Source organism: Streptomyces ureilyticus (genome assembly GCF_011045025.1).
GTDB classification, from domain to species: domain Bacteria; phylum Actinomycetota; class Actinomycetes; order Streptomycetales; family Streptomycetaceae; genus Streptomyces; species Streptomyces ureilyticus.
Genome location: NZ_JAAKZX010000108.1, coordinates 16,983 through 32,160 on the forward strand (window position 1 = coordinate 16,983; position 15,178 = coordinate 32,160).

At 68.2% G+C, this 15,178-nt stretch carries 14 protein-coding genes; 7 read left to right on the plus strand and 7 right to left on the minus strand.

Translation table 11 applies throughout. The features are described from left to right. Positions 1-114 precede the first annotated feature (114 nt). Both putP and G6048_RS28515 read left to right on the plus strand, forming a co-directional pair. Positions 115-1,815: a sodium/proline symporter PutP gene (gene putP, locus G6048_RS28510; protein ID WP_165342459.1), complete on the plus strand. Its 1,701-nt coding sequence runs from the start codon at positions 115-117 to the stop codon at positions 1,813-1,815. A 93-nt stretch (positions 1,816-1,908) separates the two neighbouring features. After that, the gene (locus G6048_RS28515; protein WP_165342460.1) at positions 1,909-2,139 is read left to right on the plus strand and encodes a hypothetical protein; all 231 of its coding nucleotides are present in this window, start codon (positions 1,909-1,911) and stop codon (positions 2,137-2,139) included. A 54-nt stretch (positions 2,140-2,193) separates the two neighbouring features. On the opposite strand, the gene G6048_RS28520 is transcribed toward G6048_RS28515, so the two are convergent. Together G6048_RS28520 and G6048_RS28525 are read right to left on the minus strand one after the other, a co-directional pair. Next, a complete protein-coding gene (locus G6048_RS28520; RefSeq protein ID WP_165342461.1) occupies positions 2,194-3,063 on the minus strand; it encodes a helix-turn-helix domain-containing protein in 870 nt (289 codons plus the stop codon). Beyond that, positions 3,060-3,857, minus strand: coding sequence for a peptidoglycan-binding protein (locus tag G6048_RS28525; protein ID WP_165342462.1), 798 nt, complete (start codon positions 3,855-3,857; stop codon positions 3,060-3,062). Before G6048_RS28525 ends, G6048_RS28520 begins: the two co-directional genes overlap by 4 nt. A gap of 336 nt (positions 3,858-4,193) precedes the next feature. On the opposite strand from G6048_RS28525, the gene G6048_RS28530 reads away from it, so the two are divergent. The 4 genes from G6048_RS28530 to G6048_RS28545 all read left to right on the plus strand — a co-directional run bounded on the left by G6048_RS28530 (position 4,194) and on the right by G6048_RS28545 (position 6,894). Continuing rightward, on the plus strand, positions 4,194-4,646 hold the full coding sequence (locus tag G6048_RS28530; RefSeq protein ID WP_165342463.1) for a peptidoglycan-binding domain-containing protein: 453 nt from the start codon (positions 4,194-4,196) through the stop codon (positions 4,644-4,646). A gap of 253 nt (positions 4,647-4,899) precedes the next feature. Continuing rightward, entirely contained in the window at positions 4,900-6,000 is a 1,101-nt protein-coding gene (locus tag G6048_RS28535; RefSeq protein ID WP_165342464.1) for a peptidoglycan-binding domain-containing protein, read from the plus strand. Between the two features lie 220 nt (positions 6,001-6,220). Further along, positions 6,221-6,499 carry a hypothetical protein gene (locus G6048_RS28540; protein ID WP_165342465.1) on the plus strand — a complete coding sequence of 93 codons (279 nt, stop codon included), beginning with the start codon at positions 6,221-6,223 and terminating at the stop codon, positions 6,497-6,499. Beyond that, a complete protein-coding gene (locus G6048_RS28545) occupies positions 6,496-6,894 on the plus strand; it encodes a type II toxin-antitoxin system VapC family toxin (RefSeq protein WP_165342466.1) in 399 nt (132 codons plus the stop codon). The genes G6048_RS28540 and G6048_RS28545 overlap by 4 nt, the downstream gene beginning before the upstream one ends. A 267-nt stretch (positions 6,895-7,161) precedes the next feature. Here G6048_RS28545 and G6048_RS28550 read toward each other — a convergent pair whose 3' ends face one another. Both G6048_RS28550 and G6048_RS28555 read right to left on the minus strand, forming a co-directional pair. Then, positions 7,162-8,031 carry a helix-turn-helix domain-containing protein gene (locus tag G6048_RS28550; protein ID WP_165342467.1) on the minus strand — a complete coding sequence of 290 codons (870 nt, stop codon included), beginning with the start codon at positions 8,029-8,031 and terminating at the stop codon, positions 7,162-7,164. A gap of 18 nt (positions 8,032-8,049) precedes the next feature. Next, the gene (locus G6048_RS28555; protein WP_165342468.1) at positions 8,050-8,574 is read right to left on the minus strand and encodes a DUF6879 family protein; all 525 of its coding nucleotides are present in this window, start codon (positions 8,572-8,574) and stop codon (positions 8,050-8,052) included. A gap of 390 nt (positions 8,575-8,964) precedes the next feature. Between G6048_RS28555 and G6048_RS28560 the strand changes: the two genes are divergently transcribed. After that, complete coding sequence (locus tag G6048_RS28560) at positions 8,965-9,180, plus strand: hypothetical protein (RefSeq protein ID WP_165342469.1); 216 nt, start codon at positions 8,965-8,967, stop codon at positions 9,178-9,180. Positions 9,181-9,719: 539 nt separating this feature from the next. On the opposite strand, the gene G6048_RS28570 is transcribed toward G6048_RS28560, so the two are convergent. The 3 genes from G6048_RS28570 to G6048_RS51090 all read right to left on the minus strand — a co-directional run bounded on the left by G6048_RS28570 (position 9,720) and on the right by G6048_RS51090 (position 14,609). Beyond that, positions 9,720-10,010 carry a hypothetical protein gene (locus G6048_RS28570; RefSeq protein WP_165342470.1) on the minus strand — a complete coding sequence of 97 codons (291 nt, stop codon included), beginning with the start codon at positions 10,008-10,010 and terminating at the stop codon, positions 9,720-9,722. A 27-nt stretch (positions 10,011-10,037) separates the two neighbouring features. Continuing rightward, the gene (locus G6048_RS28575; protein ID WP_165342471.1) at positions 10,038-10,349 is read right to left on the minus strand and encodes a hypothetical protein; all 312 of its coding nucleotides are present in this window, start codon (positions 10,347-10,349) and stop codon (positions 10,038-10,040) included. A 480-nt stretch (positions 10,350-10,829) separates the two neighbouring features. Further along, a complete protein-coding gene (locus G6048_RS51090) occupies positions 10,830-14,609 on the minus strand; it encodes a polymorphic toxin-type HINT domain-containing protein (RefSeq protein WP_165342472.1) in 3,780 nt (1,259 codons plus the stop codon). Positions 14,610-15,178 lie beyond the last annotated feature (569 nt).

Genomic DNA, 15,178 nt, shown 5'->3' on the forward strand with positions numbered 1-15,178 from the left:
ATAACGGACCGTAGCCCCTACACTGCGCCGTTCCGGCCCGAAAAAGTGGCCTGTGCGCACGTTTGGCATATGCCGCGGTGGGCGCTGGTCGCCGTATCGCAGGGAGCAATTTGCATGATCACCTTGACCATCCCAGCCATGATCACCTTTGGGGTATTTCTGATCGCGATGGTCATGATCGGGGTGATGGCCCACGGGGAGACCAGCACCTTCGAAGACTTCTCCGTCGGCGGACGCCGGCTCAGCGCCCCGGTGGCCGCCCTGTCCGCCGGGGCCAGTGACATGTCCGGCTGGCTGTTCCTGGGCCTCCCTGGCGCCGTGTACATGACCGGGATAGGGGCGACCTGGATCGCCGTAGGCCTGATCATCGGTACGTATCTGAACTGGCGGCTCGTCGCGCCCCGCCTGCGCACCTACACCGAGAAGGCCGGTAACTCCGTAACCCTCTCCTCGTACCTTGAGGAACGTTTCGAGGACCGCAGCCATGTGCTCCGGTCGCTCTCGGCGATCGTCACGGTCGTGTTCTTCACCGTCTACGTCGCCAGCGGACTGATCGCCGGCGGTCTCCTCTTCAACGAGATCTTCGGCGCCGACTTCGAGACCGGGCTCACCATCTTCGCCGTGGTGATCGTCGTCTACACCATCCTCGGCGGCTTCACGGCCCTGAGCATCACGCACTCCGTCCAGGGCACCCTGATGTTCCTCGCGGCGATCGCCCTCCCCCTGATCGCCCTCTGGAAACTCGGCGGCCCCGGCACTCTGCACGACGCCGTCTCCGACGCCAGCCCGGCCCTGCTCGACCCGGCCGCCGAAGCATCGTTCTCCGACAACGTGTGGACGACCGGCGGCCCGCTCGGCACCGTCGCGATGATCTCCCTCCTCGCCTGGGGCCTCGGCTACTTCGGCCAGCCCCACATCCTGAGCCGCTTCATGAGCATCCGCAGCACCGGTGACATACCGCGGGCCCGCCGACTCGGCGTGAGCTGGGTCGTCGTCGTACTGGCGGGCGCCTCGTTCATCGGCCTGGCCGGGATCGCCGTACTCCCCGACCCGCTCGACAACCCCGAAACGGTCTTCATCGAACTGGCCACCCTGCTGGTCAACCCCTGGATCGCCGGAATCCTGCTGGTCGCGGTGCTGGCCGCGATCAAGTCCACGGTGGACAGCCAGCTACTGGTCTCGGCCACCTCCCTCACCGAGGACTTCTACCGGGCGTTCATCAACCGCCAAGCCTCCGACACCTCCCTCCTGCTGGTCGGCCGGCTGAGCGTGGTGGCCGTGGGAGTGGTCGCGTACGTCATCGCCCTCAGCGGTGGCGCCGTGCTCGACATCGTCGCGTACGCCTGGGCCGGCTTCGGCGCCGCCTTCGGCCCGGTGGTCCTCCTGTCCCTGTACTGGCCGGGCATGACGGCGGCCGGAGCGAAGGCCGGCATGGTGACCGGCGCCGTGACCGTGTTCCTGTGGGAGGACATCGACCCGCTCCTCGGCCCGCTCCAGACAGGCATCTACGAGATGGTGCCGGGTGTGCTGGCCGCGACGGCCGCGGCTGTCGTGTTCGGCCGGTACGCCGGGCGTCCTTCGGCCCGTACCTGGAAGGGCACGATGGAGCATGCGACGCCGCTGCCGCGGGTGGGGCAGCGGGAGACGGCGACGGCTTATGACGCGATGGGGAGTTACGAGGCGGGGGGTTATGGCTCGGCGGGCGGTTACGGGCCGGCGGGTGGCTATGGCACGGGGGCGTACGGGTCTCCGGGGTCTCCGGGGTACGACGCTTCTCAGGGGGCGCCTCAACGTCAGGACTGGTGGCGCTCGTAGCGTTTTGAGCTGATTCGGGAACCGGCTTGGTGAGGGCGCAGTCCCTGTCTATACGGGACTTATCGGTTCATGGCGCACGGGGGAGAAGCGCTGATGAAGCACACACGGCTCTCACTGGATGGTGCCTTTTTTGCTCTGCTCGGCGTGGGGCTTTTCGCGATCATCGTGCTGGCCATCCTGAATGACATGGGGGTCATCGACATCTCCTGGCTGGACGTGGAGGGGTCGTCGTCCGGCGACGTCGATCCCGGCGGGTACAACCAGGGCCCCAACCATGTGCCCGCTCGCCCGGGCTCGGGCGCCGGGGGCGCGCGTGGTCGCTGAGCACGTACCACTGCACCTGACGTGGAGTACCAGGGCGACGGCCTCCAGCGTCGTTCAAGTGGGCGGCCGGGTCGTGGTGGCGGCCCCGCCCACGCGGGCCTCGATGCACTCCCGTTCGCCGTCGGCCGACGCGGGCCGGAAGCAGGCCCGGACGGTGCTGCCGGGACGGACTTCGGTCATCTCCGTATAGATGAAGGTTGCCGCGTCGTCCTTGTTCCCGACGCGCACGCTGTGGGTCGGGCCGCCTGCCGTGACGTCCACCCGGTCGCCGATCTCGGTCCCCCAGGTCCGGGCCCAGCTCGCGCCGCACTTCTTGCTGTGGCGCAGTTCGACGTAGGCGCCGGTGGCCGTGCGGTGCGAGGCGAGGGTTTCGGGGCCGATGCCGCAGATCAGGCGCATCGGGTCCCGGCCCTCGCAGGCGGCTCCGTGGCATTCGGGAGCGAGGGAGAACGGGACGGAGGCCGGCGGCGGTCCGTCCTCCTGAGCTTCCGAGTCCGGCAGCAGGAGGAACAGCAGGGCCGCGGCACCACCGACGATCACGGTGTACGCCGACGCCAGCGCCACCAGGAGCCTGCCCCTGTGGAGTCGCCGCCACCCGGTCCCGGCGGGCGGCGCCGACTCCTGAGGATGTGGCCGCGGCGACTCGTCCGCGGGAGGGGTGGGGGTGGGTGCGGAGGCCGCCGCGCGTCCGCTCCAGTGCGACTCGGCGATCTCCCACAGGGCCAGCAGGCGCCCGTCCGGTTCGTTCGCGAGCCGGCACAGTTCCTGTACGGCCTGGCGAGGAGGCAGGCTCTTGCCGTTGAGGTAACGCTCCCACGAGGACTTGCTGTACGCCGTCCGCTCCGCCAGCGCCGCCAGGCTCAGCCCCGCACCGGCCCGCAGTTCCCGCAGCGCCACGGCCAGCCGGGTGTGTTCCGCGGTCACTTCGCATCCGCCGACCGCAGGGCCTGCCAGGTGGGCGGGTCGATGACTCCGTTCACGATCAGCCCGTTCTGCTTCTGCATGCGCTCGACCGCCCGCCGCGTCTTCGGGCCGAAGACGCCGTCGATCTCCCCTGGCGCGGTGCCCGCCCGCTGCAACAGGCACTGCGCCTCGGCCACTTCGAGCCCCACCTGGGTGTTGGACAGGAGGAGGTCCGTGGTCCGGCTCAGGCCCGCGTACCAGCGGCCGTCACGCTGCTCAAGGCGGCAGGTGTAGATGACCGGCACCAGGGACGCCGACACGGTGGCCGGGGTCGTCGTGACAGCATCGCCGCCGTTGTGCGCCAGTTGGGCGCGGGCCTCGGTGAGCCGCACGGCCAGCAGGAGCGCCACGGAGACGGACAGCACCGTGACCACGGCTCCCGCCGTGACCGCGGCGCGCAGGTGACGCCGAAACGGCTGCTGCTCCGCGGGCGGGTGCGCCGGTGTCGCGGAGGGGTTCTCGGGGTCGTCGGTGGTGACCGCCCGTCCCTCCGCCCAGCGTTGGGCGGCGATCTCGTGCATCACCAGCAGCCGGGGCGGATCGTCACCGGCGACGCGGGCCATCGCCTCGACGGCCTCGCGGGGCGGCAGGGACCTGCCGTTCAGATATCGCTGCCACGACTTCGCGCTGTACCCGGTCTTCGCGGCCAGTTGACGGGTGCTCAGTTCGCTGCGGTCCTTCAGTCTGCGCAATCGCACGATCAACTGGCGGACGTGTGGATGCAGTTCAGCAGGCAGCTCTTTCCAACGCGACATGTTTCCCCCGCTCGCGCCGGGGACCGCGATCCCGGCCCCCGTGTCCCGGGCTCATTCTGCATCAGCTGTCACGGGGATCACAGAGGGGACCCCGCCCTGGTTCGACCCGCCCTTGTGAGACTCCGCCCTGGCGCCGAATCAGCCATCCCCTTCGTGGCAGTCCCGCCGCAGGGACCCGGCGAGCGGCATCTCAGCAGGTCAGCGCGCGGGACGTCCCGGGACACGGTCACTTCTGCGGCAGCTGTGGCCGGGCATGCCGCCGAACCCGCAGTCTCGTTGCCGGAGCCGGCCGGTGCGGTCGGCTCCGCCCATCGCACGTCAATCGAGGGGAACAGCATGCGAACTCTCACGAAGGCACTCGTCAGTGTCACCGCCGCGGTCGGGATCGCCGCCGGCGGCCTGGCCACCGCGGGCACGGCCATGGCGGCTCCCTCCTCCGCACAGCAGCGGGCGGCGAGCGCCGAGGCCGCGCCGCTCGCGGTGGTGAACCTGGGGCTGAACACCGCCCGGGCCAAGCACTGGCAGTGCTTCCTGCGCGACGTGGATTACAACCCCGGCACGATCGACGGGCAGCTGGGTACCAACAGCTGGAAGGCGGCACAGCGCCTGTTCAGGGACCTCGACTTCTACAACGATTCCATCGACGGAATTGTCGGCCGCAACACGGTCGTGGCGCTGCAGCTCTTCCTGAACCGCTTCGGCAACTACAACCTTGACGTCGACGGGAGCGCTGGACAGGAGACCAAGGCCGCCTTCTGGGACTTCAACGGCCCGAACTTCTGCGCCTGAGCGAACGCCGCGGCCCGTCCTCCTTTGGGGGAGAGGACGGGCCGCGTGCGTCCCCTCCGGTCCGCCCAGTGACCCGGACGAAACCGCCTGGCTGGTCCCGGCCTTCGCACCAACGCCGGGCCCGGCAACAGCCCTTGCCGTCCTGATGACTCGTCAAGGGCCGTAGGCGGCACTCGATGAACGACAAGCATTCCAAGCCCATCGGCCCACTCGGCTCGGCGTGCCACAACAAACAAACGGAATACGGGGAACCATGTCTCTTCGCAGCCGACTCGTGCGCCGCGCGCAGGTCACTCTCATAGGCGTAGCCGCCGGAGGTGTCGCGGCCGCAATCGCCGTCACACCGTCGCTCGCCGACACCGACACCGACTCCTCGAGGCTGGCGACGGTCGCAGCCCAGAAGGAGACCGGCTACGGGCCCGAGCCCGAGGCCGACAGCAAGCTCGTCACCCAGGTCGGCGAGCCGTCGACCATGGCCACGGCCGCGGCCACGCTCTCGCCCGACACGATGATCAACCGGGCCCGAACCTGGCTCACGGCCGACAACGGAGCCCCGGTCCCCTACAGCATGGAGCGCAATTGGAAGGACGGCTACCGCCAGGACTGCTCCGGCTATGTCTCCATGGCACTCGGGCTGGGAAAGCCCGGCCTGAACACCGTCGGGCTCGCCGACTCGAGTGTCACCACGCGGCTCAGCAGCACGAGTCAGCTCAAGAAGGGTGACCTGCTGATCGACTACAGCACCACGGACGGCGATTTCCGTCACGTAGTGATCTTCGAGAAGTGGGCCAACGCATCGCACAGCGCCTACTGGGCGTACGAACAGCGCGGTACGTACGGCACGACCCACCGGCAGCTCAGTTACGGAATCGGCAGCGACAACTACGACCCCTTCCGCCCGGTCAAGCTGGGTGATGGCGGTGGCGGCGGGGAGCTCCCGTCCCCGGGTGCCTCATGGCCGATCCTCCAGAGCGGTTCCGAGGGTGCGGACGTACGGTCCGCCCAGCAGCTGCTGACCGCGCACGGCCACACGCTCGACGCCGACGGCATCTTCGGCCCGGACACCCGCTCGGCGGTGACCCAGTTCCAGAGGTCCAAGTCCCTGGCCGCTGACGGCGTCATCGGTCCGGACACCTGGTCAAAGCTGATCAAGACGGTGCAGTACGGCTCGTCCGGCCAGGCGGTGAAGGCAGCGCAGACGCAGCTGAACGTCTACGGCTACGGCCTCACGGCCGACGGCGAGTTCGGCGCGAAGACGAAGTCGGCGGCGGAAGCCTTCCAGCAGAACCACCACTTGCAGGTCGACGGCATCATCGGCCCGGACACCTGGCGCACCCTGCTCGGTACCCGCTGACGCGACCGCTCCCGCGGCCGACCGACGGCTCCTTCCCACTGCACCCGCAGCGGGAAGGAGCCGTACCCGGTTGGGGTTTGCCGCGGCCATCCGACAACTGCGCCTGCCTCTGCCGCCACCGGAGCGGGCCAAGTCCAAGTCCACGGACGTGGCCCGCTTCGGTTCGGCCTCTGCCGGCCTGAATGCGCGAGTATGGCATTTCCAATGCCATACTGAAGTCATGGCTGACGATGACGACTTCCTTCCCGGCGACGGCCCCAGCAGCGGGATCTCCGTCACCCTGGCCGCCGGGACCCTCCGGGCGATCCGTGAGCGGGTCGGCAAGCGCGGGGTGTCCGCGTACCTGGAGCGGGCGGCTCAGCGGCAGATCGAGCGCGACAACCTCGATGAGTTGATCGCGGACTTCGACAAGGTGCACGGCCCGGCCGACCCGGCTGCCGTGGCGGCCAAGCGGGCCCGGCTCACAGGCAGTGCGGATGGTGCTGGGGCGGCTGCGTGAACGGTGCGCTCGTGCTCGACAGCGAAGGTCTCGCCAAGGCCGTTCAGCGGGACCAGGAGGTCCACGAGTGGCTGACAGCCGCCCGCGAGGCCGACTTTCCCGTAGTCACCTCTGCCGCGGTGCTGGTCGAGGTCATCCATCCGAAGATCAATGACGCCGCCCTGAAGTGGACGCTGTCCCGGCTCCGCGTGGAACCGGTCTCGCAGGCCGTGGCCCAGTCGGCGACCACCCTGCTGCGGGGAGCCGGACTGCACGGGCACAAATACGCGATCGACGCCATGCTCGGCGCGACCGCCGTGCAGTATTCCGGCCGGGTGACCATCCTGACGTCCGACGTCGAGGACATCGGAACGCTCCTCGCGGATCATCCGCGGGTGGCGGTGGAGAAGGTCTGAGCGCTGCCCTGGGGCGGTGTTGCGCCCCGGTGGTCGGCTCCCCGTGCCGTCGATGCTGTGGACGATCTGGGGCGCTCGGGTCGTATGGAGTTCCGTGGACTCGTCAGTCGTCAGCCCTGTTCCTCGCTCTGGGTGGGCGGCTTCTCGGGGCGCTTGGTGACAAAGGAGCCGAGGCCGACCTCTGCGTGCCGCTCAGCCCGACCACGCTTCCCCCTTGTCCCCTGCGTCAGGGAATTTGCGTTGTTTCGGGGCACTGTCCCGCCAGAGTCAGGGGGTGGCTGCCCCTTGCTCCCCGAGCACGCCGATGGCCTTGATGATCAGTGCGCGTGCCTCGCGCCCGTGCACTGCGATCCGAGACAGCTCGGCGTACGCCTTGAGGTACGTGCGGATCTCGCCGGGGGCCGTGATGTTGACCTCCGCCGTCAGCGTCTCAACCGCCACCTGGGCGTCGTCGAAGGCGTAGAAGGCCTCCAGCGGCCATACGGTGCGACGGGCAGTGAAGGGGATGATCCCGAGGGATACGTTCGCTCGCGACATGATCTCCAGCAGGTACCGGAGTTGTCCGGCCATCGCTGCGCTGTCGCAGACCCGGTAGTAGAGCACCGTCTCTTCAAGCAGCAGGGCGAACCGATGGTTGCCCTCACGGACGACGCGGGAGCGGTTCAGCCGGGCCTGGACGGCGTCGGCCACGTCGTCAGGTGTGCCCTGGAAGTCCGTGATGGACCGCAGGAGTCCCGTCGCATAGTCGGAGGTCTGGAGCATGCCCGGAACCAGGTTCGAGGCGTAGACGCGGAAATGGCGCGTGCGCTGGTACAGCGGCAGGGTCTTCTCGTGGACGCGCCGCATGCCGTCACGGTGGAGCTGCCGCCAGTGGACGTACATGGATTCGGCGGTACGCGAGGCAGCGATCAGGTCCGCTGCCTGATCCTCGGCGCCGCAGGCCCGGCACCATGCCCGGATGTCCTCGTCAGACGGACCCGTCTTGGCCCGTGCGATGCGGGATGCCTTCGACTTGTGCCAGCCACACCGGTTCGCCAGTTCAAGCCCGGTGAGCCCGGCATCCCTCCGGATCTCGTCCAGTCGGGCAGCAATGGCCGCACGGGCGGCCTGCGCGGTGGACAGCGGGGACGTGGGCATGAACTGGCGTACCGGCTTTCAGATGGCGTACTTCTCGTGCGGGACGGCCCGCTCCCAGACAGCGTCGAACGCAGCCGTGCACAGGTGTGCCACGGCCGGTTCCTCCGTCTGATCCGTGTGCCCCCAACGGCCGTCGCCGTCAAAGACGTTGAACTGAACCACGCGGCCGTCGAAGAGCCAGAAGTCGTTCCCAGGCAGCGCGATATCTGATGCCTGCCGTCTCGGAAGCCAGCGGATCTCCTCGCCCGCGGCGATGTTGGTGAAGGTGAACGAGTGCTCGTACCGGATGTAATCGCTGGGCGGCTCGCCAACGATCCTCGCGCGGCGCATGACGACGCCCTTGGCAGTGACCTCCTGGACGAGATCGAGCCACGGACGCCACCACGACTCGCGGTGATCGGGGTCGAGCCGGTGGCCCCGCTTCCACGCCGCGAAGCCTTCGTCCTCGTTGGAGATCGTGTACACGTCCCGCATCTCAAGGTGCACAGCGGAGTGCTCCACGGACCGGATCAGGTCAGCAAAGCTATTGAGGCTCTGCGCCATCAAGTGCCTCCTTCAGAAGCGGGATCATGCGCCGCGGTAGCCGGATCACGCCCTCGTGGACGGGTAGCGGACTGTCCTGGACGGTCCGGGCCACAGTCTCGGTGTCGGCCTTCACACCCTGGATGACCAGATCCTGTGTCTCCTCGTCCACCCACACTGCCGGGCAGCCGTGATCTCCAGACTCCGGATCTTTGCCGATGAACCGTAGCTGCATTGCCTCTCCCAACGTCGGGCCGGTTGCTGCTGGTTGCAGGGTGAGCCTCACCTGGGCGGAAGAAGGGGGTCAAGGTCCACATGCCCATCGTGCAACCGCGTGCAACCTTGTGGACCGCCCGACTTCCCGCTTCCTACGGTCGTCTCCGGAGTCACACGAGTCGGGGGAGCATCCACATGGCAAAGCCGAAGCAGCAGACCACCCAAGAGCCGCCCATCGACCTCCCCGTGGGCTTCAACGCATGGCTTCTGGATTGCTCGCCAGCGCCCAACTGCGGTGTGTGTCAGGCGAACTGGAAGCAGCTGACCGCCGCGAAGAACATGGGCGACATCACGCAGGCCGCGAGGCACGCCACCGAGATCAGGGACCACAGCTCCGGGGTGCACTCGTGACGATGGACATGTAGACGTACCGGGACGGCCGCAAGCAGGCCACCGACGCGGCGGAGGCGATCCGGGCAGCCCTGGCGGGTCTCGGCCTCCTGGAGCGCGTGTGGGGCAGTGTCCGCCCGATGGTGACCCATTCCGGCGTGCCGTACGTGTACCTGGGCATGATCAGGGCGGATTCAGCCGAGAAGATCGCGGAGGCGATGAGGAGGACTCCGGCCGAGTCCGTCGAGTGACGCAGGGGCCTCCCCGCGAGCGCCCTCCTCCATCGGTGGACATAGACGAGTTCGCCTTCCCGCGCTGACGCGTGGTCCACCGGAAACGGGGGACGCAGATCGTCCACCGTTCCCCTCCACAGAACTCCACCGGCCACGGGCCGGCCCAGGCGGGATCCTGGATGACACGGACACGTGTGCCCACCGGCCAGGCGTTCGTCGGCCAGTCAGGGGCAGGCCGGGCAGCCTCCTTGTTCATCACTTGCCTCATTTCCTGGGTGACCGTACAGAGGACACTTCGAAACCCTCACCAGCGCACGGAGGCGCCGGTCAGCGCCACTCCGGCGGGATGTTGGCGATATGCTTCAGCAGGTCCCAGCCCTTCGGCCGGAGTGTCGGGGAACGCCACTGGGCGCCATTTCCGACCCAGTGACCGCGGTACTCGCGGATCCCCGTCAGCCCCTCCCAGGTGGGCTCTCCCATATCGCCGATACCGGACTCGGTTCCGCAGCACGGACAGATGGCGCTTCTGGGAACACTGTGCTCCCAGAAGCGCTCCTCGTCGTATCCGCAAATCCGGCAGAAGTCTTCGGCGTCGTCGGTGTCCTGTGCCTTCGTCATGACGTCACCGTTCCCTCCCCCGTGCTCTCAGGTAGTCCTCAGCCAGGGCCAGATGTCCGTTCTGAATCCGCGCGGATTATTCGGGCTCCTTGGTGCGGGCCGGTTCATGGTCTTCGGAACACCGTCGGCATCGTACGAGACGAGGGTGTTGGTGCTCATCTCATATACGACGTAGCCCGCCGAGTTGCCGTTGTTGTGCACGCGGTCCCAGACCCGGTAGCCCGCTGGAGGTGCCGGAGAGTCGGCCACCGAGCGGTATCTGGGGGCCAGCTCGACATACTGCTTGGCCGAGCTCAGCTCTGGGAACTCCGCCTTGTGGTCGGACCAGTGGTTCGCCACGTTCTGCGCAACCTTCGCAATGCGGATCCGTACCGCGTCAATTTCTGCACCTTTTCAGGTAACTGCCCGAAAAGCCCAGCCGGGAGAATAGGAAAGGCTGTGCGGGCCAGCCACTCGCCCGCACAGCCTCATTGCACTCATGCCGATGATTCAGCGCAGTCCCACAACCAGGACGCATGCACCGACCTGGCACTTATTGCTCGTCGGCTTCAGTGAACCGCACATGTCATCAGCCTTCGAGACGCTCATGGAGAGCACTCCAGGCGGAGTGCTGATCCCTCCAAGCGTCGCTCTCGAAGAGGGCGGTCTTCGCCTCAGCCAGGGTCAGTCCGCAGACGCGTGTCGTCACATAGGCCGCCTCAGCCGGAGAGAATCCAGCAGTCCGCAACTCTCTAAGGACGCCGGAGACATCGGAACGACCACCTGAGGACATCCCCGATGCATACGCGTCCAGACGCTCGAGATCCATTCCGTCCGCCCTCAGAGATAGTCGTCCACGTTCAGTGTCAACGTTCGCTGACGTTTGTAGATCGTACCGTCCGGCTTCGGAATATGGCGCTCGTACGCGAGCTGCACGGTCCTGTACCCCTGCGTGTTGGCCTGGCGAGCGACGGCGACCTTGAGTTGTCTGATGGCATCCACGCCGACGGGGGCCCGGTCCAGCCCTTGCGTTCCGCTGGGAAACACCATGAGCCCGTCCAGATGCAGTGTGTCGCCTGCGGTCCGAACGTCCGCCATGATCTCGATGCTCTGTCCGCCGATTTGATGCGAAGAGCCCCAGATCTGCCCGTCGATGAACGGCGGACAGCTGTCGTTGTGAACGAGTATCGAATGCGTGCCCGCGGCGACATAGAAGGTGTGGAGGTCGTCGACGGTGAGGTTGAAGACCCGCTGCGCGGCGGTTCGTTCCTCGACCGCCGTCACCTCGACCCAGGTACCGGAGGACGTCCGCAGGAGCGCACCAGGCTTGATCTCTCCGGCTTCGACCCACGCACGCTGATCCACGAGCCAGAACGGATGACCATCAGTGGCTGTGACCGTACCCTGCTGCGGCTTTCCGTCTGCCGATGCGACAACCGTCAGGTCGACCAGGCGCTTCATGCCACTGCCGACGATGACGCGTTCCACTGCTCGTGCCGCGGTCCTGCCGGACAACGGATCGGTGGCGAGAACTCTCTCGCCGGCCTGGATGTCCTGGATCTGCTGACGGCTTCCGTCGGCCATGACGACTTGAGTCTCCGGCGTGAAGCTGTTGCCGCCCACACACCCCGGCATGGCCTTACGCCCCTTGCCGAACAGGCCCTTGAAGAAGTCCGAAGCCTTCCCCGCCCACTTGCCGAACTTGACCCCACTGGCTGCGTATCCCGCAATGGGTACCGCCGACGCGCAGGCCAGAGTGGCGTTCATGGCATCTCGGTCAGCCCCGTACCAGGCGCAGTTGATGCCGTCGGCCCACTCCCCTGCCCCGGGAATGAGACCGACCACGTCGAGCCCGAAGTGTCCCCACTCCTCGAGTGCCGAGCCCCCGTCGTCGCCGTTCACAGCGGCGGACTCCTCCATGGCGGCGGCGAGATCCCGATCTTCGGCTCGCTTTCGAGCGGCTTCCTCGGTCCTCTGCTTGGCCAGGGCTGCCTTCATCGCCTCACCAGCGGCGATCGCCGCCGCAGCAGCGTCCTTGCCGGCGGCGATCGCCGAAGCACGAGCCGCGGTCGCCGCCGCCCACGCCTCATCCGCGGATGCCCGGGCGACTGAGGCAGAGGCCTCCGCACTGACCGCCGACACCTCGGCACGCTGAGCCGCTCGATGTGCATCGGCCTCTGCTGCTTTTGCAGTCTTCGCCGACTCGGCGGCCGCAGCGGCTGAGGCTTCGGCCTCCTTCGCAGACCGGGCGGCCTGGTCGGCGTACTTCTTGGCGTCGTCGGCCGCATCCTGCGCCCGCTTGGCGGCCGCGGCCGCATCGTCCGCGGCCTTGCGTGCGATGGCGGCGACCCGTGCAGCCTCGGCCGCATCCTGCTGGGCCTTGAACGCCACGCTTGCGGCGCCCGAGATCAGGGTCTGTACGCGGGCGACATGGGTGGCGGCGAGCTGGTCCTTGCGCAGGGCCGTGTACTGCCCGGTCTCGATGAAGGCGTGCAGCAGCTGCGGCGGCCCCTCGAGGGCGACCTGGGCGGCGGACTTCACCTCGGGGGTGCCGGACTCCATCAGTTGGACGGCGCGGACGCGTTCGTCGTTGGTACGGGCGACGTGCTGCCCGGTGGTGATGAAGTCGCGGAGCGCCTCGACGGAGCCGGAGTTCAGGGCGGTCTGGCCGTCCTTCTTGACCTGGGGGCCGCCCTTCTCCATCAGCTGGACGACGTGCACCCGGTAGTCGTTGGCTATGGCCTCGTGCTGACCCGTCTTCAGGAAGGCCGCAACGGTGGCGGCGTCTCCCTCGAGAGCGGTGTCGGCGGCGGTTCGTACCGACTCCGAGTCCGATTCGAAGGCGAGGCGTTCCACCCGGGAACGTTCGTCCTCCTGCGCGGCCGCCTCCCAGCCGGTCCGCACGTACTCGACGACGTCCGCGTCCGAACCCGCGAGGGCGACCTCAGCCGCGGCCTGGCTCCACGGTCCACGCGTCTTCATGGCCGCGACCGCCACCTTGCGGCCCTTCTCGGCCACGGTCTTCTGGTCGGTGCTCTCAGCTTTCGCTTCGGCGGCGAGCCTCACGGCCTCGGCGTCGAGGTCCTTGGCTTCCTGCGCCTCCTTGGTGGCGGCGGCCCTGTGCTCGTCGTCCCGCACCTCGAGGTCCTTGGCCCGCTCGATCGCCGAAGCGGTACGGGTCGCGAGTTCCTCACTCTCGACCTCACGGGCGATCTTGAAGGTCTCTCGGGCCGTCGCCACGGCAGCCGTGGCAGCATCCGCCGCCGTCTTCGCAGCCGCGGCATGAGCGGTCGACTTCGTGGCCGCTTGCGCCGCGTCACCGGCGTGATCGGCCGCATCCTCGGCAGCGTCCGCAGCCTTGTCAGCGTGCTCGGCCGCCGAGTTGGCGGCGGCCTTGGCCTGCCGGGCTGCCGTGGCCGACTTGGCCGCCAGCGCGACGGCCGCGTTGGCGGCGCGGGTGGCCTCGGCTGCGTGCCGACGGGCCTGAGCGGCCGCGGCGCGGGCCTGGGCCGACGAGGCGCCGGCGGCGTCGGCGTAGTTGCTGGCCTCGGTAGCTGCTGAGGCGGCGAGGTCGGCATTGGTGCCTGCACTCAGGGCGGACTTCGCCGCAATGCCTGCTTGTTCGGCGGCGATGCCAGCCTTGTCTGCGGCAACCGCGGCCTTGCGGGCGCCCTTGGCCGCGTCGCGGGCGGTCGTGGCGGCTTTGCGCGCGGCGGCGGCCTTGGTCGCGTCAGTCGCGGCGTCGGCTGCGGCGCCCCGGGCACGGGATGCGGCTTGGGCCGCACCTGCGGCGGCGGATGCGGCCTGGGCGGCGGCGTTGGCTGCGACCTTGGCGGAGGTGTTGGCGGCGTTGGCCGCGCTGATCGCGGTCTGGGCGGCGGCAGCGGCCTGCTTGGCGGCGCTGGCGGCACGTCCGGCAGCGCTGGCGGCCCGCTTGGCGTCCTTCTTGGCGGCCTCGGTCTCCTTGGCGGCCTTGGCGGCTGCCTCCTTGGCGAGCTTGGCGGCTGCGACGGCTTGCTCGGACTTCTCGGTGGCGGCCTCCATCTCCTTTTCCGCCGTCTTGCCTGCCTCTTCGGCCTGCTTGGCGAGTTCGGCGATGGTGGCGTGTTCCTGGTCGCGGGCCCGGGCGATGTACTGCCCGACCTCCAGGAACTCCCGTACGTCAGCGGCCGTTCCCGCCATCGCGGCCCTGGCCGCCGCCCGGACGTTGGTGCCGCCCGCGCTCATGATCTGGACGAGCTGGACGCGTTCGTCGCTCTCCCGGGCCGTGTGCTGCTTCGCGTCGAGGAAGGCCCGGACGTCCTCGATGGACCCGTTGAGGGCGGCCGTTCCCTCCTTCTTCACCTGGGGTCCGCCGAAGCTGACGACCTGAGTGACCCGGACCCGCTGGTCGTGCTCCAGCGGGTCTTGCCACCCCGACTCCAGGAAGGCCTGCAGATCGGCCTCGGAGCCGGCCAGCGCCTTCTGCGCGGCCTCGCGGACGCCGCGCCCACCGAAGGAGAAGATCTGAACGACGGCGACACGATCGTCGTGCCACTGGGCGAGGACGCTCTCACTGTCGAGGAAGGTCCGGACGTCGGCGTCGGTGCCCATCAGGGCCGCCTCCGCGGCCGCCTTCACGCCGGGCCCACCCGTCTTCCACAACTCGACGTTTGGCCCGGTCGGTGTCCGGCAAGGGACTCGTGATACCGCTGGCATCGACGGCCCCGGTGCCCGCGGCAAGGGCTGGCGCACCACCGAGCAAACCCACTACCAGCGCCATGGGCAACAGGACCAGCAGGAGCGAACGCGGTCCGCGTCTCACTTTTCCCACTGCCCGTTTCGGGCGAATGCTGCGAATATGGCGTCTCAATTCATCTGCCTGTCTGCACTGTCGGCCAACTCGTGGCTCATGGACGGAAGTCGGCGCAGGGCAAGCCTGGACGAGGGTGTGAAGACAGGTCATTGGCGGCCGCCCGGAACGGCCGACTGAACGTGATCCCCCGACCGGAGAGCGATCATAAGTTCAACTCAGAAGCTTCACAAAGTAGTTGACGGTGCTTTACATCACCTTTACGAGCGATGGCTGTTGGGATACCTTCCCGTCTCACGTAACGAACCAGGGGGTCGTACGGGGGGTGGGGAAGAGCTCTGGGCTCTCGTGCTGCCGTAACGACGCCCGGAGAAACGAGAGACCACTCGTGCAGCTT

Bases quoted from the DNA above. Each gene is read 5' to 3' on its own strand.
- G6048_RS28555 (WP_165342468.1), bottom strand. From the start codon at position 8,574: ATGGCGCAGAGCCTCAATAGCTTTGCTGACCTGATCCGGTCCGTGGAG.
- G6048_RS28535 (WP_165342464.1), top strand. From the start codon at position 4,900: ATGTCTCTTCGCAGCCGACTCGTGCGCCGCGCGCAGGTCACTCTCATA.
- G6048_RS28515 (WP_165342460.1), top strand. From the start codon at position 1,909: ATGAAGCACACACGGCTCTCACTGGATGGTGCCTTTTTTGCTCTGCTC.
- G6048_RS28540 (WP_165342465.1), top strand. From the start codon at position 6,221: ATGGCTGACGATGACGACTTCCTTCCCGGCGACGGCCCCAGCAGCGGG.
- G6048_RS28530 (WP_165342463.1), top strand. From the start codon at position 4,194: ATGCGAACTCTCACGAAGGCACTCGTCAGTGTCACCGCCGCGGTCGGG.
- G6048_RS28570 (WP_165342470.1), bottom strand. From the start codon at position 10,010: ATGACGAAGGCACAGGACACCGACGACGCCGAAGACTTCTGCCGGATT.
- putP (WP_165342459.1), top strand. From the start codon at position 115: ATGATCACCTTGACCATCCCAGCCATGATCACCTTTGGGGTATTTCTG.
- G6048_RS28550 (WP_165342467.1), bottom strand. From the start codon at position 8,031: ATGCCCACGTCCCCGCTGTCCACCGCGCAGGCCGCCCGTGCGGCCATT.
- G6048_RS28525 (WP_165342462.1), bottom strand. From the start codon at position 3,857: ATGTCGCGTTGGAAAGAGCTGCCTGCTGAACTGCATCCACACGTCCGC.
- G6048_RS28560 (WP_165342469.1), top strand. From the start codon at position 8,965: ATGGCAAAGCCGAAGCAGCAGACCACCCAAGAGCCGCCCATCGACCTC.